Origin of the sequence: Aromatoleum aromaticum EbN1, assembly GCF_000025965.1 — a bacterium.
GTDB lineage: Bacteria > Pseudomonadota > Gammaproteobacteria > Burkholderiales > Rhodocyclaceae > Aromatoleum > Aromatoleum aromaticum.
This window is the reverse complement of the sequence record NC_006513.1, coordinates 2,381,598-2,408,307: the sequence shown is the minus strand read 5'-3', so window position 1 is coordinate 2,408,307 and position 26,710 is coordinate 2,381,598. Positions and strand designations below refer to the sequence as shown.

The window sequence follows — 26,710 nt, the reverse complement described above, 5'->3', positions numbered from 1 at the left end:
CGCAGGGAATCAAAAGGCACGATCCGGCCGCCATCCGGCCTCGCATCATCCTCAACGCGGTCGCGCATCCCAGATCTTCTGCAGCCGCTTGACCGACATCGGCATCGGCGTCTTCAGTTCCTGGGCGAACAGCCCGACGCGCAGCTCTTCGAGCAGCCAGCGGAATTCCTCGAGCGCCGGGTCGATGACACCCGCCTTGCGTTTTGCGAGCAGTTCGCGCTCGAATGGCTGCGCGAGCGAACGCCAGTCGGCGGCGAGCCGGGCGTCGCGCGCCGGATCGTTGCGCAGCTTGTCGAGCCGCACGCCGGCCGCTTTCAGGTAGCGCGAAAATTCCGCTAGACGCCCCCACGGGAACGCGAGCAGGAAGTTCTTCGGCAGCAGTTCGCGCACGTGCGCCTGGATATCGGCGGCGACCTCGGGGAACGCGCGCAACCCGGTCAGCCGTTTCTGCAGTGCCGCATGTTCGGCGATCAACGTGGCGGCGAGACGCATGAATTCCTGCGCGACGAGCGTGACGCGAGGCTTGCCCTCCGCGCAGCGCCGCTCGAAGCTTGCGGCGTCGCTCGGCAGCGGATCGAGCAGGCAGGTGCGCGCGAGGGTTGCGGCGACCAGTTGCGCCTTGAGTTCGGCTTCGGTACCGAACGGGATGAACGCGAGCGCCAGGTCGCGCAGGCCGGGCAGCTTCTCGATCGCCCTGACCTGGTCCTTCAGCACGAGCGTGAAGAGGCGGGCGAGCCCCTTGCGATGGATTTTCGCCGCTTCCTCGGGCGTGTCGTAAGGGCGCAGCGAAACGCTGTCGCCGTCATCGTGCAGCGCCGGGTAGCCGATGACGTCACGCCCGGCGACTTTCACTTCGAGCAGTTCGGGCAGCGGGCCGAAAGTCCAGGCCGTGAAGCCTCCCATAGCCGGGGAGGCGGGAGATGACGGTGACTGGCGCTCCGCCTGCCCCGCGCCGCCGACGGTTTTTGCACGCGCGACGCGGCTCGCGGAAGGCGCTGTTCCAGGAGGCAAAGCGTCGGACTGCTTCGCCGCTTCGTTTTCCGGCAATGCGATGCGCGCCGCGCGGAAGCGCTCGGCGACCTGGTCGCGCAGCCTCGTGCGCAATTCCGCGAGGTTGCGCGACTGGCCGAGCACGCGCCCATGCTCGTCGATGACGCGGAAGTTCATGAAGAAATGCGGATTGAGGTTTTCCGCGCGGAACGACTCCATCGGCAGCTTCAGCGACACGCGCTCCTCGACGAAGCGCTGCAGCGCGCGCAACAAACCGTCATCGACATTGAACTCCCCCGCCTCGAACTGTTCGACGAACGCCGCGGCGCTGTCGGCAATTGGCTGCAGCCGGTGCCGATGCCGCTGCGGCACGGTGCGCAGCAGCGCGGCCGCCTTTTCCCCGAGCAGGCCGGGCACGAGCCACTCGCAGCGATTCGCCGGCACCTGGTTCAGCATCGCGAGCGGCACTGTCAGCGTCACGCCGTCGTCGGGCTCGCCGGGCTGGTGAAGATAAGTCAGCTTCAGCTTCTGGCCGAGCACGTCGAAGGTCGACGGGAAGCGGTCCGTCGTGATGCCTTCGGCCTCGTGGCGCATCAACTGGTCGCGCGTCAGGTACAGCAGCTTCGGATCCGCTTGCTCGGCCGTCTTGCGCCAGCGCTCGAAGCTCGCGACATCCATGACGTCGGGCGGCAGTTTCGCGTCGTAGAAGGCAAAGATCAGCTGCTCGTCGACGAGCACGTCCGGCCGCCGCGACTTGTGTTCGAGCCGTTCGATCTCGGCGACGAGCCGCCTGTTGTGCTGCAGGAAAGCCATGCCGCGCGCCGGCCCCTCGGCGATTTCGCCCTGCACGAGACCTTCGCGGATGAAGAGTTCGCGGCACAGCTCGGGGTCGATGTCGCGGTAGCCGACTCCGCGTCGCGGGTAGAGCACGAGCCCGTGCAGCGTGCCGCGCTCCCACGCCCGCACCGCTCCCGACGCCTTCGACCAGTGAGGTTCGAAAACCTGACGCTTGACGAGATGACTGCCGACTTCTTCCAGCCATTCGGGTTCGATCTTCGCGAGGCAACGGCCGAAGAGCCTCGAGGTCTCGACGAGCTCGGCGCAGACGATCCACTTGCCGGCCTTCTTCGCCAGCGCCGACCCGGGATGCGGCCAGAAGCGGATGCCGCGCGCGCCGAGATAGCTGCCCGCCTGCGGGCCGCTCGCGTCCTCGATCTTGCTGCCGACGTGCCCGAGCAGGCCGGTCAGCAGCGCCTTGTGGAGCGGTTCGTACTGCGCCGGCTGCTGGTTTTCCTTCCAGCCGTGCTCGGCGCACAGCGTCACCAGCTGGCTATGCACGTCGCGCCATTCGCGCAGCCGCATGTAGGACAGGTGATGGCGCTTCGCCCACGCTTTCTGCTTGGATCCGGATTCGTGCCGCAGCACTTCGTCCCAAGCTTTCCAGAGGTTCCAGTACCACAGGAATTCCGAGCGCTGGTCCTGTTCGCCGCCGCGGAACTTCGCATGCGCCTGGTCGGCCGCACCCGGGCTCTCCGGCGCACGCTCGCGCGGATCCTGCACCGACAGCGCGGCGGCGATCACGAGCACTTCGGCCAGACATTCGCGATCGCGCGCGGCGAGGATCATGCGGCCGATCTTCGGGTCGAGCGGCAGCTTCGCGAGCTCGCGGCCGATCGGCGTGAGCTGCCGCGCGTCGCCTCCTTCGTCGAGCGCACCGAGTTCGGCGAGCAGCTGGTAGCCGTCGGCGATCATGCGCGGCAGCGGCGCATCGAGGAACGGGAAGTCCTCGACTTCGCCGAGGCGCAGCGACTTCATGCGCAGGATCACGCCGGCGAGCGACGAGCGCAGGATCTCCGGGTCGGTGTGCGCCGCGCGCTTGTCGAAATCGGCCTCGTCGTAGAGCCGGAAGCAGACCCCGTCCATGACCCGGCCGCAGCGCCCGGCGCGCTGCTTCGCCGCCGACTGGGCGATCTTCTCGATCTGCAGCTGCTCGACCTTGTTGCGGTGCGAGTAGCGCTTGACGCGCGCCAGACCGGTATCGACGACGTAGCGGATGCCCGGAACGGTCAGCGACGTCTCGGCGACGTTCGTCGCGAGCACGACGCGCCGCCCCCGGCCCGCGGAGAACACGCGCGCCTGCTCCTGCGCCGACTGGCGCGCGAAGAGCGGCAGGATCTCGGTGCTGCCGGCGTGATGCGCCTTGCGCAACGCCTCGGCGGCCTCGCGGATTTCGCGCTCGCCCGGCAGGAACACCAGCGTGTCGCCAAGGCCGCTGCGGTGCGCCTCGTCGACCGCGTCGATGATCGCGTCGTACAGGTCGCGTCCCTTCTCCTTCCGCCCCCCACTGCGGCGTTCTTCGCTCGACGGCTCGTCGTCCTCGACCGGCCGGTAGCGCATCTCGATCGGATAGAGCCGTCCCGACACCTCGATCACCGGCGCCGGCTTTCCCGGGGCGCCGAAATGGCGCGCGAAGCGCTCCGCGTCGAGGGTCGCCGATGTGACGATCACTTTCAGGTCGGGACGGCGGGGCAGCAGCGTCTTCAGGTAGCCGAGCAGGAAGTCGATGTTGAGGCTTCGTTCGTGGGCCTCGTCGATGATCAGCGTGTCGTACGCGGCGAGCAGCGGGTCGCCCTGAGTCTCGGCGAGCAGGATGCCGTCGGTCATCAGCTTGACGTGGGTCGCCGCGCCGATGCGGTCGGTGAAACGGATCTTGTAACCGACCGCCTGGCCCAGCTCGGATTTCAGCTCCTGGGCGATGCGCGTCGCGGTCGCGCGCGCGGCGAGGCGACGCGGCTGCGTGTGGCCGATGAGCCCCGCGGCGCCGCGGCCGAGCGCGAGGCAGATTTTCGGCAGCTGGGTCGTCTTGCCCGAACCGGTTTCGCCGCTGACGATGACGACCTGATGTGCGGCAATGGCGGCGGCGATCTCCGCGCGCTTCTGCGTGACCGGCAGCTCCGGCGGAAAGTCAGGATGCGGCAGCGCCGCCTTTCGTTCGGCGAAAGTCGCACGCGAGCGCGTCAGCAACGCCTCGAGGTCAGCTTGTGCGCGCTCCCGCCGGGCGCCCTGTGCTCGCCCGAGGTCGCGGGCGAGGCGCTGCAATCGCGGGCGATCGACGCTCAGGCAATCGGCGAAGGACTGCCGTTCGCCGGTACGGGCGGAAAGCGTATCTATGGTTTTCAATATCGGTATCGCCGGAGAAGAAGCGCGTCCGACGCCGGAAAAAGGGAAATCGTTCGGGACCAGCCGGCGAGGCCGGGCTTTCCGGTGGCGAGGCGGAATTATGCCAGAACGCGGCAGGGCCACCGGAGCGCGTGTGAGGCCTCGGACGAGGAGCGGAGTCTTCCGCCCCTCCTCGTTGGCGGCGGGATCAGCCGCGCAGGCCGATGATCATGCTCATCGCGAGCGCCAGGACGACCAGCAACGCGATCCACGCGATGATGCCCGCCATCAGCACGAAAGTGCCCATGACCCGGGCCTTGCTCTTGTCCTCGAGCCTGAACAGCGGATAGACCCCGTGGTAGATCAGCGCCGCCGAGGCAACCCACGCGATCGCGACGACGAGTGCGTTGAACCACGTGATCGGGACGAACAGCGCGAGCGCCGAAATCCACAGCGGCGTCGGCGCGACGGCCGCGAGCAGGAACGCTTCCTGATAGGTCGGCGTGACATCGACGACGTCACCCATCTGCTGGATGATCGACGCCATCAGCGCGACCATCGCCAGTTCGGCGAGGAAGAACGCGACGGCCGCGGCAAGCGCTTCGCCAATCGTGATCGCCGGCACCAGCTCCGGAAACACGCCCCCCGGCATGACCAGCAACGCATACAGCAGCATCACCGGAGGGATCAGCGACATCGGCAGCACGAACGTCGTGAAAAGCTTCCTCACGCTCGGGCGGGTCTCGATCAGGTCCTGCCAGCCCTCCCGGTACGAATAGAACATTTTCGGAAGATTGTGCGTGTTCATCATCGACCTCCTCGGTTCGCGTGACGAGACTGCAATTGGACCGTCCGGCCCTGCGAAAAGTCCCGCCTCGTTTTGATTGTAGACAACAGCGAAAATCCACCCGGCCCCACCCCTCCCGTCGCAGGACTGTTGCCGCATGACTTGCCGACAACGGAATCGCTCGGTACCTTGCGTCGCTTGCACGCTGTCCTCGCGTGCCGCCCGGCCGACTTCCCCCGCTCCCCCATGTCCCGACTCGAAGGCTTTCCGCCGGTCGCCGCTCCCGGCGCCCACACCCTGATCCTCGGCAGCATGCCGGGCGCCGCCTCGCTGGCGGCGCTCGAGTATTACGCGCACCGCCGCAATCTCTTCTGGCCGATCCTCGGCGAAGTGCTCGGCATCGATCCGGCGCTGTCTTATGCGGAGCGCACGCAGCGCCTGGCCGACGCGGGCTACGCGCTGTGGGACGTGCTCGGCGCGTGCCGCCGGCACGGCAGCCTCGATTCGAACATCGAGAACGACTCGATCGAGGTGAATGATTTCGCGATCTTCTTCGCCACGCACCCGTCGATCGATCGGGTGTTCTGCAACGGCGCGACGGCAGAACAATGCTTCCGTCGTCACGTCCTGCCGGCACTCGAAGGGCGCTTCGAATTCGAAGTTCGGCGACTGCCATCGACGAGCCCGGCGAACGCATCGATCCCGCATGCGGCAAAGCTCGCGGCGTGGCGGGAAATCGTCCGATGAGCAGCGGCGGGGAACGCGGGGTCGTCGTCATCGGCGGCGGGCCGGCAGGACTGACGGCCGCCGAAATGCTTTCGTCGAGCGGCCACGCCGTCGACGTCTTCGATGCGATGCCTTCGCTCGGGCGCAAATTTCTCCTTGCCGGCATCGGCGGCCTGAATCTGACGCATTCGGAAGCACCCGACGCCTTTGCCTCGCGTTATCGCGAACGCAGGCCCGAATTCGAGCGGCTGCTCGCGACGTTCGGCGCGACCGCGCTGCGCGATTGGGCACACGGGCTGGGGGTCGAGACTTTCGTCGGCAGTTCCGGGCGCGTGTTTCCGGTCGGGATGAAAGCGGCGCCGCTGCTGCGCGCGTGGCTGCGCCGGCTGCGCGAGGCGGGGGTGCGATTTCACGTGCGCCACCGCTGGCTGGGCTGGCAGGCCGGCGACGCCCTGCCGACGCACGGACTGCGCTTCGCGACCCCTGCCGGCGAGCGTCTCGTCGACGCCGACGCGGTCGTGCTTGCGCTCGGCGGCGCGAGCTGGGCGAGACTCGGTTCGGACGGCGCCTGGGTGCCGTGGCTGGGCGGGCGCAATGTCACAGTCGCCGCGCTGAAAGCTGCGAACTGCGGCTTCGACGTCGCCACGCAAGCTTCCAGCTGCGGCGAGGGCCGTGAAGGCTGGAGCGAGCATTTCCGCGCACCTTTCGCCGGCCAGCCGCTGAAATCCGTCGCGCTGAGCTTCACCGACGCGCACGGCGAGACGCATCACCGTGCCGGCGAATGCATGGTGTCGGCGACCGGCCTCGAAGGCAGCCTGATCTACGCGCTGTCGGCGCCACTGCGCGACACGCTCGCGGCAAACGGCACGGTCGAACTGTCGATCGATCTCGCGCCCGGCCGCACGCTCGAACGGCTCACCGAAGAGCTGTCGCGACCGCGCGGCGCGCGTTCGATGTCGAGCCACCTGCAGAGCAAAGTGGGGATTGCCGGCGTCAAGGCCGGGCTGCTGCGCGAGTGCCTGCCTCGGGACGCGTTCGCGTCGCCTGCCCGGCTTGCCGCGGCGATCCATGCGCTGCCGCTCAGGCTGGCCGCTCCCCGCCCGCTCGACGAGGCGATCAGCACTGCTGGCGGTGTGGTGTTCGAGGAACTTGACGAAGGCCTGATGATCCGCAAGCTCCCGGGAATGTTCTGCTGCGGTGAGATGCTCGACTGGGAAGCGCCGACCGGCGGTTATCTGCTGACCGGGTGCTTTGCGACGGGTCGCGCCGCGGGGCTGGGCGCCAGCGCATGGCTGGCGAGCGCCCCGCGAAAGTAGGATGTTCCGCGTTCAGCCGCGCCACGCGGTGAACGCCGCGTAACCGATCCACGCCATCAGCAGCGACCCTGCGACGTGCACGGCGGCGTGCAGCGCGAGCCAGCCCCATTCGCCGCGCTGGACAAGATGCAGGCCTTCGGCCGAGAACGTCGAAAAAGTCGTCAACCCGCCGAGAAAACCGGTCGTCAGCAGCAGCTTCAGCACGGGCGACATTGCGGGAACGGCATGGATCCACGCGAGCGACGCGCCCATCAGCAAGCCGCCGAGCAGGTTCGCCGCGAGCGTGCCGAACGGGATGGTCAGGAATATCGGGTTCAGCAGCAGTCCGAGCGCCCAGCGCAGCCACGCGCCGAGCGCGGCACCGGCCCCAACTGCAAGGAACGCCGGCAGGTTGGCAGCGGCCGCCATCGCCTTCGCCCTCAGGCCGCGCGCACGGGGTACGAGGGCGCGACGAGCGCACGCATGTCGGCGCCGCCCGGATGCTGGAACACCCGCAGGCCGAACTCGGGCACGATCGCCAGGAGATGGTCGAAGATGTCGGACTGGATCGCCTCGTAATTCACCCACGCGATCGTATTCGCGAAGCAATACACCTCCAGCGGCAGACCGTCGGACGTCGGGGCGAGCTGCCGCACCATCAGCGTCATGCCCGGATGGACGCCCGGATGATGCCGCAGATAACGCTCGACATAGGCGCGGAACGTCCCGATGTTGGTCACCCGGCGCCGGTTCACAACATCGCGCGACCCGCCCTTGAGCGCACGATTCCAGGCGTCGAGCTCTGCCTCCTTGGCCGGCAGATAGCCGTCGAGCAGGGCGAAGCGATCGAGACGGCGGCGCTCCTCGTCGGTCAGGAAGCGCACGCTCTGCTGGTCGAGGTACAGGCTGCGCTTGATGCGGCGTCCGCCCGACTCGCGCATGCCGCGCCAGTTCCTGAACGAGTCGCTGATCAGGCGCTTGGTCGGGATGGTGGTGATCGTCTTGTCCCAGTTCTGCACCTTCACCGTGTGCAGCGCGATGTCGATCACGTCGCCGTCGGCATTGAATTGCGGCATCTCGATCCAGTCGCCGACGCGCAGCATGTCGTTCGTCGAGATCTGCACGCTCGCGACCAGCGACAGCAGCGTGTCCTGGAAGATCAGCATCAGCACTGCCGCCATCGCACCGAGACCGGACAGCAGGATCAGCGGCGAGCGATCCACCAATGCAGCCACCATCAGGATCGCCGCGATCACATAGATCGCGATCTTCACGACTTCGAGATAACCCTTGATCGGGCGCCGATGCGCGTCGGGCCGGCGCATGTAGAACGCATTGAGCAGTTCGAGCGCGCTACCGATTGCCCTCGCCAGCATGAGGATGATGAGCGCAGCGCACACATTGCGCACCACGGTCACCGCAGCCACGGACAGATCGGGCACCATCCCCACGCCGGCGAACACGATCAGCGCCGGGATCAGGCTGGACAGAGGCGTGACGGCGAACATCTGCGCAACTGCGGGATCACCTTTCAGCGACGTCGCCTGCAGCAGGCGCCGCAGGCCGCGCAGCACGATGTGGCGGGTGATCCAGTGGGCGATCCAGGCACCTGCGAGCAGCGCGGAGATCGCGAACACGGTGTAGGTAACCGGGTAGCGCTCGAGCCAGGCGGCAGCCAGGGCGAGTTCGTTGGACATGGTTTTCCTTTTGCATTCGCGTCCTCGACGGCCGCGGATTTGGATTCGGAGGCGATTATAACGGCGGCGCCCGCATCCTCTGCCCGGCTGCGGAAACGACGAGCGCATCGCATCGGCTACAATCCACGCATTCTCAACCCGCGCCTGCCCGCTTCACGGCAGCGCCCGATATCCGGAATTTCCCGCCCCGATGAATCCGAACACGCCCAAAGATGGCGCCGCCAGCACGCCTTCCAACTTCATCCGCAACCTCATCGACGAGGACAACCGGAGCGGGAAATGGGACGGCCGCGTCGAGACGCGCTTTCCTCCCGAACCGAACGGCTACCTGCACTACGGCCACGCGAAGTCGATCTGCCTGAACTTCGGCCTCGCGCAGAGCTACGGCGGCGCCTGCCATCTGCGCTTCGACGACACCAATCCGGAAAAGGAAGAGCAGGAATACGTTGATTCGATCATCGAGGCGGTGCGTTGGCTCGGCTTCAACTGGGGCGAACACCTGTATTTCGCCTCGGATTATTTCGATCGCATGTACGCATGCGCCGAATACCTGATCACGTCGGGCCGTGCCTACGTCGAATCGCTGTCGGCCGAGGAGATGCGCGCGTATCGCGGCACGCTGACTGAAGCCGGGCGCGAGAGCCCGTACCGCAGCCGCAGCGTCGAGGAAAACCTCGATCTTTTCCGCCGCATGCGCGCTGGCGAGTTCACCGACGGGCAGCACATCCTGCGCGCGAAAGTCGACATGGCCTCGCCGAACCTGAACCTGCGCGACCCGGCGATCTACCGCATTCGCCGCGCGACTCACCACCGCACCGGCGACGCCTGGTGCATCTACCCGATGTACACCTTCGCCCATCCGATCGAGGACGCGATCGAAGGCATCACGCATTCGCTGTGCACGCTCGAGTTCGAGGACCAGCGCCCGTTCTACGACTGGCTGCTCGACGCGCTCGCGACCGGCGGTTTCTTCCCCCGGCCGCTGCCGCAGCAGATCGAGTTCGCACGGCTGAACCTCACCTACGTCGTGCTCTCGAAGCGCAAGCTGATTCAGCTCGTCGACGAGCACCATGTCGACGGCTGGGACGACCCGCGCCTGCCGACGCTCGTCGGCGCGCGCCGCCGCGGCTTCACGGCGGCAGGCTTCCGCCTCTTCGCCGAGCGCATCGGCGTGACGAAGTCCGACACGTGGATCGACGTCAGCGTGCTCGAGGAATGCATGCGCGAGGACCTCAACGATGCTGCCGAGCGGCGCGTGGCAGTGCTCGATCCGTTGAAGCTCGTCATCACGAACTACCCGGAAGGGCACAGCGAGCAGTGCGAGGCGCCGAACCATCCGCTCAAACCCGAACTGGGCAAGCGGCCGATGCCGTTCTCGGGCGAACTGTGGATCGAGCGCGAGGACTTCATGGAAACGCCGGCCAAAGGCTTCCGCCGCCTCTACCCCGGCAACATGGCGCGGCTGCGTTACGGCTACGTCGTCAAATGCACCGGCTGCGAGAAGGATGCCGACGGCAACATCACCGCAGTGCTGTGCGAGTATCTGCCCGACACGAAGTCCGGCACGCCGGGCGCCGACAGCGTCAAGGTCAAGGGCAACCTGCACTGGGTATCCGTCGCGCACGCGTACGAAGCCCAGGTGCGGCTCTACGACCGACTGTTCGCCCATCCCTACCCCGGCAACCGGCGCGAAGGCGATCCGGAGGATTTCGAGCGCAGCTACATCGACGACCTCAACGACACGTCGAAGCTGACGATCCACGCGCAGCTCGAACCGGCGCTCGCGAACGCCCGGCCGGAAGACCATTTCCAGTTCGAGCGCCACGGCTACTTCGTCGCCGACCGCATCGATTCGACCGCCGGAGCACCGGTCTTCAACCGCACCGTGACGCTGAAGGACTCGTGGAGCAAGGCCAAAGGATAAGCGGCCCATCCGGGAGCGGCTTCGCACGACGGCCGGGTCGTCCGGCGGCGGCAGCCGGAATCGCGGTTGCGCCGCTGCGGGCATCGGCGGATCATCGGCGAAAAATGCCGATTGAAAGCCGATGACTCCCCTCTTTCGCCGCGTCCGCGCGGTTGTCGTCACCCTCCTCGCCCTCGCTCTCGTCGCCACCGCCGTCTGGTGGTTCACCCGCCCCAAACCGGTCCCGGTGCTGCTCGTCGAAGTCGGGCACGGCGTCGTCGAAGCGACGCTGTCGAATACGCGCGCCGGCGAGATCGAAGCCTGCCAGCGCACCAGGCTGTCCACGATCATCGGCGGGCGCATCGACTTTCTCGGCGTCGAGGAAGGCGACCGGGTCGAAGCCGGGCAGGTGCTGATGCGGCTGTGGAACGCCGACCAGGACGCCCGGCTCGCGGTCAACCGCGCGCAACTCGATACTGCGCGCAAACGCGTGCAGGAAGCCTGCGCGCAGGCCGACAATGCCGAACGCGAAGCGGCCCGCCAGACGGAACTCTTCCAGCGCAATTTCATTTCGGCGTCGCGCGAGGAGCAGGCGCGCACCGAAGCCCGGGCGCGCCGCGCCGCCTGCGAAACCGCGCGCGCCGACACGCGCACCGCCGAAGCGCAGATCGACGCGACCGCCACCGACCGGCAGCGCACCGTGCTGATCGCGCCGTTTGCCGGCACGGTCGCGAAGATCACCGGCGAACTCGGCGAATATTCGACTCCGTCGCCGCCGGGCGTGCCGACGCCGCCGGCGATCGACCTGATCGACGACAGCTGCCTGTACGTCAAGGCGCCGATGGACGAGATCGACGCGCCGAAAATCCATCCCGGCCAGCACGCCCGCGTGACTCTCGACGCGCTGCCGGGAAAAGTGTTCGACGCGACGGTCAAGCGCATTGCGCCTTACATCACCGCCGTCGAGAAGCAGGCGCGCACGGTGGATGTCGACCTCGAATTCGTCCGGCCGATCGAAGCGCGCGGCCTGCTCGTCGGCTACAGTGCCGACGCGGAGATCGTGCTCGAAGTGCGCGAGAACGTGCTGCGCATCCCGACCGCAACGCTGCAGGAAGGCAACCAGGTGCTGCTTTATCGCGAATCGGACGGCACGCTCGAAGCGCGCGAGATCAAGCCCGGGGTGGCGAACTGGGACTACACCGAAGTGCTCGACGGGCTCGCCGCCGGGGACCGCATCGTCAGCTCGCTCGAACGAGAGGGCGTCAAGCCCGGCGCGCGGGTCGAGCCGGAAAACGACGGACGCGCGACGCGCTGAAACACCCATGACGCAGATCGAGCTATCCGCCATCGAACGCGTATTCAAGCTCGGCGACAGCGAAGTCCATGCGCTGCACGCGGTGACAGTCGCGATCGAGGCCGGCGAATACGTCGCCGTGATGGGGCCGTCGGGTTCCGGCAAATCCACGTTACTGAACCTGCTCGGCCTGCTCGACCGGCCGAATGGCGGCACCTACCGGCTCGAAGGGCGTGACGTGACGACGCTCACCGCCGACGAGCAGGCCGAAGTCCGCCGCAACCGCATCGGCTTCGTGTTCCAGAGCTTCCACCTCGTGCCGCGGCTCACCGCCGCCGAGAACATCGCGCTGCCGCTGATGCTCGCCGGCGTGCCACCTGCCGAGCGTGGGCCGCGCGTCGCCGAGGCGCTGAAAAACTTCGGTCTGGATACGCGCGCTGACCATCGCCCGGACGAACTGTCCGGCGGCCAGCGGCAGCGCGTCGCGATCGCGCGCGCGACGATCATGCGCCCGGCGATGATCCTCGCCGACGAGCCGACCGGCAACCTCGACCGCGCGACCGGTCAGGACGTCACGGCGCTGCTCGAGAGCCTGAACGCGTCGGGCGTGACGCTGATCGTCGTCACGCACGACCCGGTCATGGGCGGGCGGGCGCGGCGGCGGCTGATGATGGAAGACGGCGCGCTCGTCGCCGACCTGCATGCGGACGCCGCTTCCACCGCCTGAATGACGCCCGCCGACACCCTGCGCTTCGCGACACGCGCGGCCACCGGCTACCCGCTGCGCACCGTGCTGATGGTCCTCGCGATGTCGATCGGCGTCGCCGCAGTCGTGGTGCTGACGGCCCTCGGCGACGGCGCGCGCCGTTACGTCGTCAACGAGTTCTCCGCACTCGGCAGCAACCTCATCATCGTGTTGCCCGGGCGTTCGGAAACCGGCGGCGTCGGCCTCGGCAGCCTTTTCACGAGCACGCCGCGCGACCTCACGGTGCGCGACGCCGCGGCGCTGCTGCGCGCGCCCGACGTGCAGCGCATCACCCCGCTGACACTCGGCAACTCCGAAATCGCGTACGGCGGACGGCTGCGCGAAGTGCTCGTGCTCGGTACCAGCACGGACTACCTCGGCATCCGCGGCTACCGCATGGCGCTGGGGCGCTTCCTGCCGCGCGAGGATCTCGAACGCGCATCGTCCGTCGCGGTGCTCGGCGCGACGCTGCGCGACGAGCTCTTCGGCATCGAACCCGCAGTCGGCCGCATGATCCGCATCGGCGACCGGCGGCTGCGCGTCATCGGCGTGCTCGAGAAGTCCGGCCAGGGCCTGGGCATGAACACCGACGAGCTGGTCGTCGTGCCGGTCGCGACGGCGCAGGCGATGTTCAACACCAACACCCTGTTCCGCGTGATGGTCGAGGCCCGCAGCCGCGACGCGCTTGCCTCGGCCCAGCGCCAGGTCGAAGACATCATGCGTACGCGCCGCGACGGCGAACTCGACATCACCGTGATCACGCAGGACGCGGTGCTCGGCACTTTCGACCGCATCCTCGGCGCGCTGACGTTCGCGGTGGCCGGCATCGCCGCGATCAGCCTGGCGGTCGCCGGCATCCTCGTGATGAACGTGATGCTCGTCGCGGTCACGCAGCGCACCGCGGAGATCGGCCTGCTGAAGGCGCTCGGCGCGACCGGGCGCAACATCCGCCTCGCCTTCCTGATGGAGGCGGCGCTGCTGTCGCTCGCCGGCGCGTTCGCCGGTCTCGCGCTCGGGCACCTCGGCGCGTGGGGGCTGCGGCTCGCGTTCCCGGTGCTGCCGGCCTGGCCGCCGGACTGGGCCGTGTATGCCGGGTTCGGCACGGCAATCGTGACCGGCGTGCTGTTCGGCGTGATGCCGGCACGCCGCGCCGCGCGCCTCGATCCGGTGCAGGCGCTGGCGAAGCGATGAGCCTCGCCGACTTCCTCCAGCTCGCGCTGCGCTCGCTCGTCGCCCACCGGCTGCGCAGCTTCCTGACGCTGCTCGGCATCGGCGTCGGCATCGCTGCGGTGATCCTGCTGACTTCGATCGGCGAAGGCCTGCACCAGTTCGTGCTCAAGGAATTCACGCAGTTCGGCACCAATATCATTCAGGTCACGCCGGGTCGGCAGGGCGCGCGCGGCGGTCCGCCCGGGCTGCCGAGCACGACGCGCGAACTGACGCTCGACGACGCCGCCGCAATCGCTCGTCTGCCGCTCGTCACCGGCATGACCCCGGTCGTGCACGGCAACTCGGAGGTCTCCGCAGCCGGGCGGGTGCGGCGCACCAGCATCTACGGTGTCGGCGCCGACATGGACCGGCTCTTCTCGATGCGGGTCGGCATCGGCCGCTTCCTGCCGCCGGACGACCCGGTCGGCGCGCGCGCGTTCGTCGTGCTCGGCGCGAAGCTCAAGCGCGAGCTGTTCGGCAACGCGAACGCGCTCGGTGAGCGGCTGCGCATCGGCGGCGAGCGCTATCGCGTCATCGGCGTCATGGCGGAGAAAGGCCAGTTCCTCGGCGTCGATCTCGACGACACCGCCTACATCCCGACGGCGCGCGCGCTCGCGCTGTACAACCGCGAAGGGCTGATGGAGATCGACGTCACCTATGCGGAGACGACGCCCGCTGCGATGGTGGCGGAAGCGATCCGCACGCTGCTGGCTGCGCGTCACGGGCAGGACGACGTGACGCTGACGACCCAGGAAGACATGCTCGCGCGCCTATCGAACATTCTCGATATCCTCACTGCGGCGGTCGGCGCGCTCGGCGGCATCTCGCTCGCGGTCGGCGGTGTCGGCATCGTCACGATCATGACGATCGCGGTCACCGAGCGGACCAACGAGATCGGCCTGCTCGTCGCGCTCGGCGCGCGGCGCGCGACGATACTCGGCCTGTTCCTCGGCGAAGCGGTCGCGCTGGCCGCGATCGGCGGCGCGCTCGGTCTCCTCGCCGGAGCCGGTCTCGCGCAGCTCGTCGGGCTGCTCGTGCCGGCACTGCCAGTGCGCACGCCGTGGCATTTCGTCGTCGTCGCCGAAGTGCTCGCGATCGCCATCGGCCTGCTCGCCGGCGTGCTGCCTGCGCGCAAGGCGGCACGGCTCGATCCGGTCGAAGCGCTGCGCGCCGAATAGAAAACACGGAACCCGTGAAGCGCAGGCGACGCCATCGTCCTGTCCCGACGCAGTTTCATTGCGACAGATCAAACTCCCGCGATCGGCTGCGGCGAGCGCCGGGCATGACGACTAGAGTGAAGCGACGGATTCGCTCTTCGCGCAACTACAGCATGGAGGTTGTCATGTGTTTCTTCGACTCGCCGGTCGGCCGCTGCGAGGCCGTACGGGAACTGGTGCTGCTGGACGAAACCCAGCAGGAATGTGCATGCGAGCATGGCTGCCCGCCCGGCTTCGACTGCCCGCTGAAAGGCATCTTCACCGACCAATCCGGCGTCACCGATCCGGCAAGCCTGCCCTGCCGGCGGGCGCCGCCGCCTCCCCGGCGCCCGAAAGTCCGCGGCGTCCGCTTGGGCGACGATGTGCAGCCGCGTTCAGAAGCGTTCGTCTTCTCGTAAAAAACGCCACTGCCCGAGCGGCAGGTCGCCGAGTTTGACGCGCCCGATGCGCACGCGCTTGAGGCCGACGACTTTCAGTCCCACGAGTTCGCACATCCGCCGGATCTGGCGCTTGCGGCCTTCGCGCAGCACGAAGCGAAGCTGATCCTCGTTGAGCCACTCGACTTTCGCCGGCCGCAGCGTCCGGCCGTCGAGTTCGAGACCGTGATTGAGCAGCGCGAGGCCACGTTCGTCCAGTCTGCCTTCGACCCGCACCAGATATTCCTTTTCGACTTTCGAATCGTCGCCGATCAGCTGGCGCGCGATCCGTCCGTCCTGCGTCAGCACCAAGAGGCCGGTCGAGTCGATGTCGAGCCGCCCCGCAGGCGCGATCCCTTTCAGGTGCGAGGGATGGAAGCGCTGCGCATCGGCGCGGTCGAACTGGTTGTCCGGCCCGATCAGCGACACCGCCGGCTCGAAGCCCGGCTCGGGCTGGCCGGACACGTAGCCGACCGGCTTGTGCAGCAGGATCGTGACCTGCTCCATCTGACGGCGCTTCGCCTGCGCGGCGAGCGTAATCTCGGCGTTCGGGTCGATGCGGATGCCCAGCTCGCTGACCCGCTGCCCGTCGACGAACACCCAGCCACGCTCGATGATCTCGTCGGCCTCGCGACGCGAACACAGGCCGCGTTCGGACATGATTTTCGACAGCCGCACGCCTTCCGGCGCGTCGGTCTGCGCCGGCGGGGGAACGGACGGCGCGGCGGGGCGAGAACGCACGACGTCGGGAGCCCGGGACCGCGAGCGGTCTGAAGTGCGTCCGGCAGCGGGAGCGTTCGCGGTCCTGCGAGCCGGACCATCGCCGGTCGCGGAAGGGGGACGGTGAGGGGGATTCTTGCGCGGCGGCCGGGGGGTGCGATCGGAGTCTTTCGATGGGGGCACGGCCTGGCGCTCGGGAGGCTTTCCCGTGCCGCGGCGATCGGCCGACGGCAGGAAGCGCGTGCGCAGGCCGGATTTCCTGGCAGGAACGTCGTTGCCGGCGGCCGGCGCGTCGGCCGCCGCTGCCGGCTTGACGCCGAGAGTCCTGCGGCGGGCGCCGGTTGCTGCCTCGTCGCCGGCATCGCTGCGGGAAGGCTTCGTTGTCGTGTCGTCGGTCCCGGCGTCGGGCCGCCCGGCATCTCCGGGAGTGGGGGAGCGTTTCATGGAAACCTGCAATCAGAAAAAGTCGGCCAGCGGGGCCGGTGCCGAATCATACGCGCGGCAGCAGGCATGGTCTGTCTTTCGCTGCGATTGTTCGCCGCGCCCGTCGAACGCGGTCCGGCCGCCACGCTGCCTTACAGCAACTGGAACGCGAGGATGGCGACAAAGGTCGGCGGTAGAGCGGTGACCAGCAGGCCGAGCGGGTTGATCGCCTCGTCGTCGAAATTGCCGCGCAGGATCGCGAAGCCCGCAGGGTTGGGCGCATTCGCGATCACCGTCAGGCCGCCTCCGGTGACTGCCCCGGCAACCAGCGAATACCGGAATGCTTCGTCCGTTCCTTCGACGAGCGAGCCGAGATAGGTCAGCGCGGCGTTGTCGGTGATCGCGGTCAGCGCAGTGGCGCCGAAAAACAGCGCCGTCGTATCCATGCCGGTGAGGACGTCCTGCAGCCACCACTGCTGCAGCGCCCCGAGCGTCACCAGCCCGGCGAGGAAGAAGCCGACCAGCAAGCCCTCGCGCAGCATCAGGCGGTCGTGATAGTGCCGGTAGCCTTCGGCCACGCCGAGAAACAGCAGGAACAGGCCGACGAACACGATCGCGTGATGGGCGAAATAGACGATGCCGATGAGAAACGCGACGTGCGCGATGATCAGCGGCCACGGAACGGTGCGATCCTTGCTCCGCGCGTCGACCGTCAGCGCCTTCAGTTCGCGCGTGAACAGGAAAGTCGCGACGCCGGCGTTGACGAACACGGCGAGCGCCGCTTTCCAGCCGAAATGGCCAAGCATGTACCACACGTCCCAGTTCCACTTCCCCGCCACCATCAGCACCGGCGGCGCGGCGAAATGCGTCAGCGTGCCGCCGATCGACACATTCACGAACAGCGCGCCGAGCGTGACGTACTTGAGCCGGTGCGAGATCCCTTTCGCGTAGAAGTTGTCGCGCAGCATCAGCGCAGCCAGCGTCATCGCTGCCGGCTCGGTGATGAACGAGCCGAGCAGCGGCAGCACCGCCAGGCACACGAAGTAGAACGCGACGCTGTCATTGAGCGGAACGTAACGGGCCAGCGCACGTGCGCCCATCTTGCACAGCTCGAGAATCGGCCGGCTCGCGGCAACCACCATGATGATGAACACGAACGCCGGTTCGGTGTAGTTCAGCCCTTCGAGATACGTCGTCGGGGCGCTCGCGCCGCTGGTCACGGCCATGAAAATGAGCAGCACGAACGCCCAGAAGCCGAACACGACTTCCACTTCGCCGAGCAGGTGCCAGATGCCGGCGTGATTGGGCTGGAGGTGAGCGAGATGCTCGAAGTACTTGGTCAGGAACGTGTGGGCGACCGCCACCGCGAACAAGCCGGTGCCGACCATTTCGAGCATCGAGGGATTCATTCAGACCTTGCCATCGTCAAAAAATCGGAAGCGCCCGATTATAGGCGGTCGGGCGCCGCGTTTCCGCCGCAAAAGCCGCTACTCGCCTCGCACGAGGACCAGATGCACACGGTACGGCCCGTGCGCGCCGAGCACGATCGTCATTTCGATGTCTCCGGTGCGAGACGGGCCGGAAATGAAATTCACCGCGCGCGGCAGTTCGCCGATTTCGCTGCGCGCGAGCGCCCACGCCTCTTCCATCGCCGGGACGATGCGCGACATCGGCACCACCGCGACATGAGTCTCGGGCAGCAGGCTCGTCGCCGCCGGAGTGCGCGGGCCCGAACAGGTCATCAGCGTGCCGGTCTCGGCGATCGCGCAGAAGCACCCGGTAATGCCGAGCAGGTCCGCGTCGCCGGCGGTGCGCATCTCCATCGCCAGGCCCGCCCCCGCCCAGTCGAGCTCGGCGAGCGCAGGCCACACGACTCCGTGGCGACGCAGCGCGCGCGCGTCGAGATAGCGCGCAACGGCGGCCGGCACGTCGGCGAGCGCTGCGACCTCGTCGATCGTGCTCGACATGCGCTCCGCCTCGCACCGGAAGCGGGCTGCGAGATCGGCGTCGAACAGCGGGCGCGGGCCTGCCCTGCGCGCGTCGCAGGCGGCTTTTACGTCGGCCCGCGCCGCCTCCCGGTTGCGCTCGCTGCGGCCCAGCGCTGCACGGATTCGCCCGAGGATGTCGTCACGCGCGTTCATTCTTCACCTGCGCCGATAGCATCCGCGGAGCACTGCGGGCAGCGGAATTCCGCTCCGGCCGCACCACGTTCGAGCAGCGCGCTGCGCCTCATCGCTTCGTCCTCCCCTCATGCCGAACCCGCTCGGCATACAGCTCGCGGAACGTCCGCCCTTCCGGCGCGGCCAGATCGCGGCCTGCCGTCCAGTCCGGAGCGGCGCGCAGCGCCCGGATGCGGTCTGCGCCGCCGGCGCGCCGGTTCAGGTACCGCACCACAGTCCGCGCTGCGAATCCGTACAGCGTCGGGCGGCTCGCGACCCAGCCCCACAGCCGCAGCACGAGCCGTTCGCGCCACGGGCGCAGCTTCCGCTCGACCTGCTTCTCGCGCAGCTTGCGCAGCAGCTCCGGCAGCGGAATCTTCACCGGACAGACGACGCCGCACTGGTTGCACAGTGTCGAGGCGTGCGGCAGGTCGAGCGCGTTCTCGATGCCGGTATAGAGCGGCGTCAGCACCGAGCCCATCGGCCCCGGATAGACCCAGCCGTACGCGTGCCCGCCGACGCTCTGATACACCGGACAGTGATTCATGCACGCGCCGCAGCGGATGCAGCGCAGTATCGGCTCGAACTCGGTGCCGACGAGGCTCGCGCGGCCGTTGTCGACGAGAATGACGTAGAGATGCTCGGGTCCGTCGAAATCGCCCTCGCCCTTCACCCCGGTCAGCACCGACACGTAGTTCGAGATGCGCTGGCCGGTCGCCGAGCGCGGCAACAGCCGCATCAGCGTCGAGAAGTCCTCGAGCGTCGGGACGAGCTTCTCGATCCCGGTCACCACGACATGCACTTTCGGCAGCGTCGTCACCATCCGCCCATTGCCCTCGTTCGTCACGAGCGCGGCCGAACCGGTCTCGGCGATGAGGAAGTTCGCCCCGCTGATGCCCATTTCGGCGCTCATGAAATGCGCGCGCAGCACTTCGCGCGCCTCACGCGCCATGCCGGCGATGTCGTCTTTTTTCGGCGTGTGGTGGATGCGAGCGAAGAGCTCGGCGACTTCCTCCTTCGACTTGTGGAAGACCGGCGCGATGATGTGCGAAGGCGGCTCGTTGTCGTTGATCTGCAGGATGTATTCACCGAGATCGGTCTCGATCGGTTCGATCCCGGCGGCGGCGAGCGCTTCGTTGAGGCCGGCCTCTTCCGACAGCATCGACTTCGACTTGGCGGCTTTCGTCACGCCGTGCCGGCGCGCGATGTCCACCACGAGCCGGCAGATCTCCGCCCCGTCACGCGCGTACAACACTTCGGCGCCGCGGGCGCGCGCCTTGTCCTCGAAAGCCTCGAGCCAGACGTCGAGATTGGCCAGCACGCGGTCGCGGATCGAGCTGGCGACGTCGCGCAGCGCCTCGAAGTCGCCGTCCGGAGCGGCATCGTAGTCGAGCACCGCCTGCGCCCGCCCCTCGACGAAGCGGCTCTTGGCCTTGCCGAGGTTCGCCTGCAGCTGGCGGTCCGCGAGCCTGTCGCCCGCCCGCGCCTTGAAGAACATCGCCTGCGAGCGCATCAGTCTTCTCCGGCCAGCACCTCGGCGACATGCAGCACGCGCGTGCGCTCGTCGCCGCGGCGACGCAGCCGGCCTTCGATGTTCAGCATGCAGCCGAGATCCCCGAGCACGACCGCGTCAGCTCCCGTCGCCAGGATGTTGTCGCACTTGCGATCGACGATGCGCGTGGAGATGTCGCCGAACTTCACCGAGAACATGCCGCCGAAACCGCAGCACTCCTCGCTCGCAGCCATCTCCTTCAGTTCGACGCCCGGCAGGTGCGCGAGCAGCGCGCGCGGCTGCGCCTTCACGCCCAGTTCGCGCAGCCCCGAGCAACTGTCGTGGTAGGTCACGGTGCCTTCGAAGTCGCCCGGCACTTTCGCGACGCCGAGCACGGAGACGAGGAAATCCGTCAGTTCGAACGTGCGTGCAGCCAGCGCCCGGGCGCGTGCCGCGGCGGCCGGATCGTCGTCGAACAGCTGCGGGTAATGAACCCGGATCATGCCGCCGCACGACCCCGACGGCACGACCACGTAGTCGAGCCCCTCGAACTCGGCGATCAGCTTCAGCGCCAGCGCGCGCGCGACCCGGGTGTCGCCGGAGTTGAAGGCCGGTTGTCCGCAGCACGTCTGCGTCGAGGGCACGACGACTTCGCAGTCCGCCGCTTCGAGCAGTCTCAGGGCGGCGAAACCGATGCGCGGGCGCAGCAGATCCACCAGGCATGTAACGAACAGGCCGACACGTATTTTCTCTTTCGTCATTCCGACAACCGCCATTTCATTTCACTAGGCGAAATTACGACGCCCGAGTAAACTGCACAAGTTAAGGAAAACCCGCAGTGACCCGTGTGACATCTCCCCCCGAAACCAAGAATCCGATCCAGGTCGTCGAGCGCATGATGAAGCTGCTCGACGTCCTCGCCCATCACCCCGATCCCGCGCCGCTGAAGCAGATCGCGCAGGAGACGGGGCTTCATCCCTCCACCGCCCACCGCATCCTCGGCGCGATGTCGCAAAGCGGTTTCGTCGAGCGCGGCGAAGGCGGCACCTACCGTCTCGGCATCCGCCTGCTGGAACTGGGGAGCCTGGTGAAATCGCGCATCTCGCTACGCGAGACGGCGATGCCGGCGATGCTCAAGCTCCACGCCGCGACCGGCGAGAGCATCAACCTGGGCATTCGCGACGGTGACGAGATCGTCTACGTCGACCGCACGTCGAGCGGCCGCTCAGCCGTGCGCGTCGTGCATATCGTCGGCGCCCGGGCCCCGCTGCACACCACCGCCACCGGCAAGCTCTTCCTCGTCGAGGACGGCCTGGAACGCGTGCGCGAGTACGCGCGCCGCACCGGCCTGCCGGCCTCGACCCCTGGCTCCATCACCGACCCCGCCGCGCTGGAAAAGGAGCTCGACAAGGTCCGCCGGCACGGCGTCGCGTTCGACCTCGACGAAGTCGAAAACGGCGTGCGCTGCATCGCCGCCGGGATCCGCGACGATTCCGGCGAACTGATCGCCGGCCTGTCGCTGTCGACCCCTTCGGAGCGCTTCAATCCCGACCGCGCTCCCCTTTTGCGCGAAGCCGCCGACGAAATCTCCCGCGCGCTCGGTTACGTCCCGAACCGCATCTCCCACTGACCGACGGCGACCAGCCCGGGATGCCTAGCCGTTCTCACCGGGAGCGAGGCCCGCGACGCGCTGGGCGCCCACCGCCTCGAGCCACTTCTTGATCCGCACCGCATCGGCAGTGCGCGTGTAGCGTCCCTCGGAATCCATCAACACGATGATCACCCGCTGGTTGAGCAGCCGGGCCTGCATCACGAGGCAGCGGCCCGCCTCGCGGATGTAGCCGGTCTTCGACACGTCGATCTCCCATTCGGGACTGCGGACGAGCGAATTGGTGTTGCCGAAGCGATGCATCCGGCCGCGTATCTCGACATGGTCTTCGCTGCTGGTCGAAAAGCGGCGGATCAGCGGATAGGTGGACGCTGCCGACACCATGCGGACGAGATCGCGAGGACTCGAGACATTGGTCGGATCGAGGCCGGTGCTGTCGCTGAAACGCGTATCGCCGAGCCCGACCAGCCGGGCCTTGACGTTCATCGCCTTGACGAACGCGGCGATGCCGCCCGGGTAGCTGCGACCGAGCGCCGAAGCAGCTCGATTTTCCGAGGACATCAGCGCCAGATGCAGCAGTTGCTCACGCGTGAGCCGGGTTCCGAGCGCCAGCCGCGAGCCCGTCCCCTTGATCGTGTCGAGGTCGTCCTCGGTGATGACGATCTCTTCGGACAGGCTCTGCCCGCCGTCGAGGACCACCATCGCGGTCATCAGTTTCGTGATCGATGCGATCGGCAGCACCGAGTCGCTCTTCTTCTCGAGGATCACTTCACCGGTAGCCTGGTTGACGACGACGAAAGCTGCGGAGCGCAGCTGGGGGTTACCCAGCCGGTCCACTTCAGGCTGGACCTGGACCGGCGCCATCGGCGCGACGGGAGCCACCAGCGAGCGGCGAGCGGACACCTTGCGCAGGGCCGGCTTGCGCGGGGGCGGTTTGCGCACCGTGCTCTTGTGCAGCGTCACTGCCTTGGCAGTTTTTTTGCGGATCGTGTAACGGACCGGCGCCTTTTTGGTCGCAGTCGGTTTGGCCGTCCGGACCCGCTCCTGTCCGGTCGCGGCGGCAGCGGGTTCGATCCCTCCGGTCTGCAGCAGGGCAAGACTCAGAAGGGCAGCGGCAAGATGGCGAAAAGTCATGGTAGGCGAGCCGGAAAGTGCGTGGGACGGCACTTTTATTTTTAATCAAATTAAACAGATATCAAGTTTTTTTGAAGTGGATTCAAAAAAACCCCGGACATATTGTTACACCAACCTGACGGGATGGGTTGGCGCTTACATAACTGTCCGAAAAAAAGTTCACAGCCGCAGGAAAGCCGCCACCTCGTCACGGCGCGCGAGGGTGTCCTGGAAGCCCATGTCCATCAGCGCGCGGGTGAAGGCGGGCTCGAACAGGAGGTAGGACAGCAGCGTCGAACCCTCGCGACGCATCGCGCCGACACCGCGCAGCAGCGTTCGCAATGCCAGCGGCAGCGTGTCGCGATGACGGCCGGCGATCGCGTCGAGCCGTTTCGACGGCGAGATCACCAACGTTTCGATCGGCCGCAACGCGAGGCCTGCCGCGTCGCGCTCGGCAGCGGTGAAGGCGTTCAGCGTCGTGTTGATGCGCTCCATGCGCTCCAGATCGACAGTGAGTCCGTCGAGGAAGATGCTCGACAGGGCGTGGCCGGCGATCTGCGCGAGTGGCGGATAGTCCTCGGTGCGCTGGCGCCCCTCTTCGGCGAGCCGGCCTGAACCGATGACGAGGATGCGCTCGGCCCCCATGTGGATCGCCGGGCTGATCGGGGCGAGCTGGCGCATCGAGCCGTCGCCGAAATATTCACGGTTGATCTTGACCGCCGGAAACACGAACGGAATCGCACTCGACGCGAGCAGATGCTCGATACCGAGGCGGGTCGGCATGCCGACGCGCTGGGCGCGGCGCCACGGCAGCACTTCCGGCGTCGCTTCGAAAAATGCCAGGTTCTCGCCGGACGAATAACCCGATGCGGCAACGCTGACCGCATGGAGATGTCCCGTCTCGATCGCGCGGCGGATCGCCGAGAAATCGAGCACGCGCTCGAGCAACGCGCGCAGCGGGCTGTTGTCGAGCAGCGAGCGCGGCGTCTGGCGTACTGCCCAGCCGAACATCAGTGCACCGCCCCAGCGCAATCCGGTGGCCATCAGCGCCGCGGCGTCGGCCCGGTACACCTGGTCGACGTGGAAATTGCGCCAGATCCACGCCAGCTTGCGCACGCCGGCATTGAAGTCGGACGAAAACACTGCGAGCGTCGCGGCGTTGATGCCGCCGGCCGAAGTGCCGCACAGGATCGGGAACGGATTTCCGGGCTGCCGTCCCCTGATCTTGCGGATCGCGGCGAGCACGCCGACCTGGTAAGCCGCGCGTGCACCGCCCCCTGTCAATACCAGCGCTGCCTTCCCTTCCGTCATGCGCCCCCCGCCTCGATCGCACACATGCGGGGGAATGATGCCACGGGCGTGCAGGCGGCTGCGGGCGACACGCCGGCAATCACACCGCCTGCGGACTCAGGACCGGCCCTGCGCCGCCTCGACCGCGGTCAGTGCGGTCATGTTGATGATGCGGCGCACCGTCGCCGACGGCGTCAGGATATGCGCGGGCTTGGCGGCACCGAGCAGGATCGGCCCGATCGTCATGCCTTCGCCCGCAGCCGTCTTGAGCAGGTTGAAGGCGATGTTGGCGGCATCGAGCGTGGGGAAAATCAGCAGGTTGGCCGGCTCACGCATGCGCGAGTTCGGGAAGATGCGCAGTCGCAGCTCGGCGTCGAGCGCGGCATCGCCGTGCATCTCGCCTTCGACCTCGATGTCGGGATGACGCTCGTGCAGCAGTTGCAGCGCGGCGCGCATCTTCTCGGAAGTCGGCGAGTCGGCCGAACCGAACGACGAATGCGACAGCAGCGCCACTTTCGGCGTCAGGCCGAAGCGCGACATCTCCTCGGCTGCGAGCAGCGTCATCTCGACGATCTGCTCGGGCGTCGGGTCGTAGTTCACGTAGGTGTCGGCGAGGAACATCGTGCGCCCGGGCAAGCTCACGACGTTCAGCGCATAGCAGTTCTCGACACCCGGCTTGCGGCCGATGATCTTCTCGATGAACTCGAGGTGCAGCCGGTGCATCCCGTACGTGCCGCAGATCATCCCGTCACCGTAGCCGTGCTTGAGCATCAGCGAGCCGATCAGCGTCGTGCGCCGGCGCACTTCCTTCTTCGCGTAGTCGACCGAGACGCCGTGCCGCTCCATCAGCCGGTGGTAATCCATCCACAGCTCCTTGAAGCGCGGGTCGGAGTCGGGATTGACGAGCTCAAAGTCATGCTCCGCACGGATGCGCAGGCCGAAGCGCTCGATGTTCGTCGCAACGACGTCGGGACGGCCGATCAGGATCGGGCTCGCGAGGCCTTCGTCGACGACGGTCTGCACCGCGCGCAGCACGCGCTCGGACTCGCCTTCGGAGAAGATGATGCGCTGGCCCGTGCCGCGCGCGGCAGCGAACACCGGTTTCATGATCAGGCCCGAGTGCCAGACGAAGTTGTTGAGCTGGCCGCGGTACGCGTCCCAGTCGGTGATCGGCCGCGTCGCGACCCCCGACGCCATACCGGCGATCGCGACCGCCGGCGCGATCTTGACGATCAGGCGCGGATCGAACGGGCGCGGAATGATGTACTCCGGCCCGAAACCGGACACTTTCTCGCCGTAGGCCGCGGCGACGATGTCGCTCTGCTCGGCGCGCGCGAGCTCGGCAATCGCCTTCACTGCGGCGAGCTGCATCTCGTCGGTGATCGTCGTCGCGCCGACGTCGAGCGCGCCGCGGAAGATGAACGGGAAGCACAGCACGTTGTTCACCTGGTTCGGATAGTCCGAACGCCCGGTCGCGATGATCGCGTCGTCGCGCACCGCCTGGACCTCTTCCGGCAGGATCTCGGGAATCGGGTTCGCGAGCGCGAGGATCAGCGGCTTCGGCGCCATCTTCGCGACCATCTCGCGCTTGACGACGCCGCCGGCCGACAGACCGAGCAGCACGTCCGCGCCCTCGATGATCTCGGCGAGCGTGCGCGCCGGCGTCGGTTTCGCGTAGCGCGCCTTGATCGGGTCCATCAGCGCAGTGCGGCCCTCATAGACCACGCCTTCGATGTCGGTGACCCAGATGTTCTCGACCGGGATGCCGAGCTTCTCGAGGAGCCGCAGGCACGCGAGCGCTGCCGCTCCGGCTCCGGAAGTCACGAGCTTGATCTTCTTCAGATCCTTGCCGAGCAGATGCAGGCCGTTCAGCACCGCCGCGCCGACGACGATCGCAGTGCCGTGCTGGTCGTCGTGGAACACCGGGATCTTCATGCGCTCGCGCAGCTTCGACTCGATGTAGAAGCACTCGGGCGCCTTGATGTCTTCGAGGTTGATGCCGCCGAAAGTCGGCTCGAGCGCGGCGATCATGTCGATCAGCTTGTCGGCGTCTTTCTCCGCGATCTCGAGGTCGAAGACGTCGATGCCGGCGAACTTCTTGAACAGCACACCCTTGCCTTCCATCACCGGTTTGGCCGCAAGCGGGCCGATGTTGCCGAGACCGAGCACCGCGGTGCCGTTCGTGACGACGCCGATCAGGTTGCTGCGCGCGGTCAACGTCGCGGCTTCGGCCGGATCCTCGACGATCGCATCGCAGGCCGCGGCAACACCGGGGGAATATGCCAGCGACAGGTCGCGCTGGTTCGACAGGACTTTGGTCGGAGTGACCGAAATCTTGCCGGGCTGCGGGTAGCGGTGATAGTCGAGAGCGGCGCTGCGAATCAGTTCATCCATGACGGTCCCTTCGGTTGTTCGTATCGTGGCGCAGGCCTGCCGGACACATTTAGTTGTCCGCGGTCCATGCGG

At 67.4% G+C, this 26,710-nt stretch carries 21 protein-coding genes; 9 read left to right on the top strand and 12 right to left on the bottom strand.

Translation table 11 applies throughout. The features are described 5' to 3' along the window. Positions 1-51: 51 nt before the first annotated feature. Positions 52-4,110 (bottom strand): ATP-dependent RNA helicase HrpA, encoded by a 4,059-nt coding sequence (gene hrpA / locus EBN1_RS11470; protein WP_083783025.1) that lies wholly within the window; start codon positions 4,108-4,110, stop codon positions 52-54. Positions 4,111-4,357: 247 nt separating this feature from the next. Continuing rightward, a complete protein-coding gene (locus EBN1_RS11465) occupies positions 4,358-4,960 on the bottom strand; it encodes a Yip1 family protein (RefSeq protein ID WP_241762722.1) in 603 nt (200 codons plus the stop codon). A 222-nt stretch (positions 4,961-5,182) separates the two neighbouring features. Here EBN1_RS11465 and EBN1_RS11460 point away from each other — a divergent pair, with 222 nt between their 5' ends. Together EBN1_RS11460 and EBN1_RS11455 are read left to right on the top strand one after the other, a co-directional pair. Continuing rightward, on the top strand, positions 5,183-5,683 hold the full coding sequence (locus EBN1_RS11460; protein WP_011238123.1) for a DNA-deoxyinosine glycosylase: 501 nt from the start codon (positions 5,183-5,185) through the stop codon (positions 5,681-5,683). Next, positions 5,680-6,978, top strand: coding sequence for a TIGR03862 family flavoprotein (locus tag EBN1_RS11455; protein ID WP_011238122.1), 1,299 nt, complete (start codon positions 5,680-5,682; stop codon positions 6,976-6,978). Before EBN1_RS11460 ends, EBN1_RS11455 begins: the two co-directional genes overlap by 4 nt. A gap of 12 nt (positions 6,979-6,990) precedes the next feature. Here EBN1_RS11455 and crcB read toward each other — a convergent pair whose 3' ends face one another. Together crcB and EBN1_RS11445 are read right to left on the bottom strand one after the other, a co-directional pair. Next, positions 6,991-7,386 carry a fluoride efflux transporter CrcB gene (gene crcB, locus EBN1_RS11450; RefSeq protein ID WP_011238121.1) on the bottom strand — a complete coding sequence of 132 codons (396 nt, stop codon included), beginning with the start codon at positions 7,384-7,386 and terminating at the stop codon, positions 6,991-6,993. Between the two features lie 11 nt (positions 7,387-7,397). Continuing rightward, positions 7,398-8,654 carry a mechanosensitive ion channel family protein gene (locus EBN1_RS11445; RefSeq protein ID WP_011238120.1) on the bottom strand — a complete coding sequence of 419 codons (1,257 nt, stop codon included), beginning with the start codon at positions 8,652-8,654 and terminating at the stop codon, positions 7,398-7,400. Between the two features lie 190 nt (positions 8,655-8,844). On the opposite strand from EBN1_RS11445, the gene EBN1_RS11440 reads away from it, so the two are divergent. From EBN1_RS11440 to EBN1_RS11415, 6 genes are all read left to right on the top strand, one after another. Next, on the top strand, positions 8,845-10,578 hold the full coding sequence (locus EBN1_RS11440; protein WP_011238119.1) for a glutamine--tRNA ligase/YqeY domain fusion protein: 1,734 nt from the start codon (positions 8,845-8,847) through the stop codon (positions 10,576-10,578). 121 nt (positions 10,579-10,699) lie between these two features. Continuing rightward, positions 10,700-11,872: an efflux RND transporter periplasmic adaptor subunit gene (locus EBN1_RS11435; RefSeq protein ID WP_011238118.1), complete on the top strand. Its 1,173-nt coding sequence runs from the start codon at positions 10,700-10,702 to the stop codon at positions 11,870-11,872. A gap of 7 nt (positions 11,873-11,879) precedes the next feature. Continuing rightward, positions 11,880-12,578: an ABC transporter ATP-binding protein gene (locus EBN1_RS11430; protein WP_011238117.1), complete on the top strand. Its 699-nt coding sequence runs from the start codon at positions 11,880-11,882 to the stop codon at positions 12,576-12,578. Further along, positions 12,579-13,787, top strand: coding sequence for an ABC transporter permease (locus EBN1_RS11425; protein WP_011238116.1), 1,209 nt, complete (start codon positions 12,579-12,581; stop codon positions 13,785-13,787). Next, on the top strand, positions 13,784-14,983 hold the full coding sequence (locus EBN1_RS11420) for an ABC transporter permease (protein ID WP_011238115.1): 1,200 nt from the start codon (positions 13,784-13,786) through the stop codon (positions 14,981-14,983). The genes EBN1_RS11425 and EBN1_RS11420 overlap by 4 nt, the downstream gene beginning before the upstream one ends. Positions 14,984-15,147: 164 nt before the next feature. Then, positions 15,148-15,420 carry a hypothetical protein gene (locus tag EBN1_RS11415; protein ID WP_011238114.1) on the top strand — a complete coding sequence of 91 codons (273 nt, stop codon included), beginning with the start codon at positions 15,148-15,150 and terminating at the stop codon, positions 15,418-15,420. Here the strand turns inward: EBN1_RS11415 and EBN1_RS11410 are convergent. The 5 genes from EBN1_RS11410 to EBN1_RS11390 form a co-directional block, all read right to left on the bottom strand. Continuing rightward, positions 15,397-16,602 carry a pseudouridine synthase gene (locus tag EBN1_RS11410; protein ID WP_157866609.1) on the bottom strand — a complete coding sequence of 402 codons (1,206 nt, stop codon included), beginning with the start codon at positions 16,600-16,602 and terminating at the stop codon, positions 15,397-15,399. The genes EBN1_RS11415 and EBN1_RS11410 overlap by 24 nt on opposite strands. Positions 16,603-16,733: 131 nt before the next feature. Then, a complete protein-coding gene (locus EBN1_RS11405) occupies positions 16,734-17,990 on the bottom strand; it encodes a putative Na+/H+ antiporter (protein ID WP_011238112.1) in 1,257 nt (418 codons plus the stop codon). 78 nt (positions 17,991-18,068) lie between these two features. Continuing rightward, a complete protein-coding gene (locus tag EBN1_RS11400; RefSeq protein ID WP_011238111.1) occupies positions 18,069-18,722 on the bottom strand; it encodes a LutC/YkgG family protein in 654 nt (217 codons plus the stop codon). An 88-nt stretch (positions 18,723-18,810) separates the two neighbouring features. Beyond that, positions 18,811-20,253: a LutB/LldF family L-lactate oxidation iron-sulfur protein gene (locus EBN1_RS11395; RefSeq protein WP_011238110.1), complete on the bottom strand. Its 1,443-nt coding sequence runs from the start codon at positions 20,251-20,253 to the stop codon at positions 18,811-18,813. Continuing rightward, positions 20,253-20,993 (bottom strand): (Fe-S)-binding protein, encoded by a 741-nt coding sequence (locus tag EBN1_RS11390; protein ID WP_011238109.1) that lies wholly within the window; start codon positions 20,991-20,993, stop codon positions 20,253-20,255. The genes EBN1_RS11395 and EBN1_RS11390 overlap by 1 nt, the downstream gene beginning before the upstream one ends. Positions 20,994-21,127: 134 nt before the next feature. On the opposite strand from EBN1_RS11390, the gene EBN1_RS11385 reads away from it, so the two are divergent. After that, positions 21,128-21,862, top strand: a complete 735-nt coding sequence (locus EBN1_RS11385) for an IclR family transcriptional regulator (protein WP_241762864.1) — start codon at positions 21,128-21,130, stop codon at positions 21,860-21,862. Positions 21,863-21,886: 24 nt separating this feature from the next. Here the strand turns inward: EBN1_RS11385 and EBN1_RS11380 are convergent, their stop codons facing one another. The 3 genes from EBN1_RS11380 to EBN1_RS11370 form a co-directional block, all read right to left on the bottom strand. After that, the gene (locus tag EBN1_RS11380) at positions 21,887-22,975 is read right to left on the bottom strand and encodes a serine hydrolase (RefSeq protein ID WP_041646250.1); all 1,089 of its coding nucleotides are present in this window, start codon (positions 22,973-22,975) and stop codon (positions 21,887-21,889) included. 159 nt (positions 22,976-23,134) lie between these two features. After that, complete coding sequence (locus EBN1_RS11375; RefSeq protein ID WP_011238106.1) at positions 23,135-24,265, bottom strand: patatin-like phospholipase family protein; 1,131 nt, start codon at positions 24,263-24,265, stop codon at positions 23,135-23,137. Positions 24,266-24,361: 96 nt separating this feature from the next. After that, entirely contained in the window at positions 24,362-26,638 is a 2,277-nt protein-coding gene (locus EBN1_RS11370; RefSeq protein WP_011238105.1) for an NADP-dependent malic enzyme, read from the bottom strand. Positions 26,639-26,710: the final 72 nt, after the last annotated feature.

Excerpts from the sequence above, each read along its gene's own strand:
- EBN1_RS11405 (WP_011238112.1), bottom strand. The coding sequence starts at position 17,990 with ATGAATCCCTCGATGCTCGAAATGGTCGGCACCGGCTTGTTCGCGGTG.
- EBN1_RS11380 (WP_041646250.1), bottom strand. The coding sequence starts at position 22,975 with ATGACTTTTCGCCATCTTGCCGCTGCCCTTCTGAGTCTTGCCCTGCTG.
- EBN1_RS11390 (WP_011238109.1), bottom strand. The coding sequence starts at position 20,993 with ATGACGAAAGAGAAAATACGTGTCGGCCTGTTCGTTACATGCCTGGTG.
- EBN1_RS11375 (WP_011238106.1), bottom strand. The coding sequence starts at position 24,265 with ATGACGGAAGGGAAGGCAGCGCTGGTATTGACAGGGGGCGGTGCACGC.
- EBN1_RS11465 (WP_241762722.1), bottom strand. The coding sequence starts at position 4,960 with ATGATGAACACGCACAATCTTCCGAAAATGTTCTATTCGTACCGGGAG.
- EBN1_RS11400 (WP_011238111.1), bottom strand. The coding sequence starts at position 18,722 with ATGAACGCGCGTGACGACATCCTCGGGCGAATCCGTGCAGCGCTGGGC.
- EBN1_RS11415 (WP_011238114.1), top strand. The coding sequence starts at position 15,148 with ATGTGTTTCTTCGACTCGCCGGTCGGCCGCTGCGAGGCCGTACGGGAA.
- EBN1_RS11370 (WP_011238105.1), bottom strand. The coding sequence starts at position 26,638 with ATGGATGAACTGATTCGCAGCGCCGCTCTCGACTATCACCGCTACCCG.
- EBN1_RS11410 (WP_157866609.1), bottom strand. The coding sequence starts at position 16,602 with ATGAAACGCTCCCCCACTCCCGGAGATGCCGGGCGGCCCGACGCCGGG.
- EBN1_RS11430 (WP_011238117.1), top strand. The coding sequence starts at position 11,880 with ATGACGCAGATCGAGCTATCCGCCATCGAACGCGTATTCAAGCTCGGC.
- EBN1_RS11385 (WP_241762864.1), top strand. The coding sequence starts at position 21,128 with ATGATGAAGCTGCTCGACGTCCTCGCCCATCACCCCGATCCCGCGCCG.
- EBN1_RS11455 (WP_011238122.1), top strand. The coding sequence starts at position 5,680 with ATGAGCAGCGGCGGGGAACGCGGGGTCGTCGTCATCGGCGGCGGGCCG.
- EBN1_RS11445 (WP_011238120.1), bottom strand. The coding sequence starts at position 8,654 with ATGTCCAACGAACTCGCCCTGGCTGCCGCCTGGCTCGAGCGCTACCCG.
- crcB (WP_011238121.1), bottom strand. The coding sequence starts at position 7,386 with ATGGCGGCCGCTGCCAACCTGCCGGCGTTCCTTGCAGTTGGGGCCGGT.
- EBN1_RS11460 (WP_011238123.1), top strand. The coding sequence starts at position 5,183 with ATGTCCCGACTCGAAGGCTTTCCGCCGGTCGCCGCTCCCGGCGCCCAC.
- EBN1_RS11420 (WP_011238115.1), top strand. The coding sequence starts at position 13,784 with ATGAGCCTCGCCGACTTCCTCCAGCTCGCGCTGCGCTCGCTCGTCGCC.
- EBN1_RS11395 (WP_011238110.1), bottom strand. The coding sequence starts at position 20,253 with ATGCGCTCGCAGGCGATGTTCTTCAAGGCGCGGGCGGGCGACAGGCTC.
- EBN1_RS11440 (WP_011238119.1), top strand. The coding sequence starts at position 8,845 with ATGAATCCGAACACGCCCAAAGATGGCGCCGCCAGCACGCCTTCCAAC.
- EBN1_RS11425 (WP_011238116.1), top strand. The coding sequence starts at position 12,579 with ATGACGCCCGCCGACACCCTGCGCTTCGCGACACGCGCGGCCACCGGC.
- EBN1_RS11435 (WP_011238118.1), top strand. The coding sequence starts at position 10,700 with ATGACTCCCCTCTTTCGCCGCGTCCGCGCGGTTGTCGTCACCCTCCTC.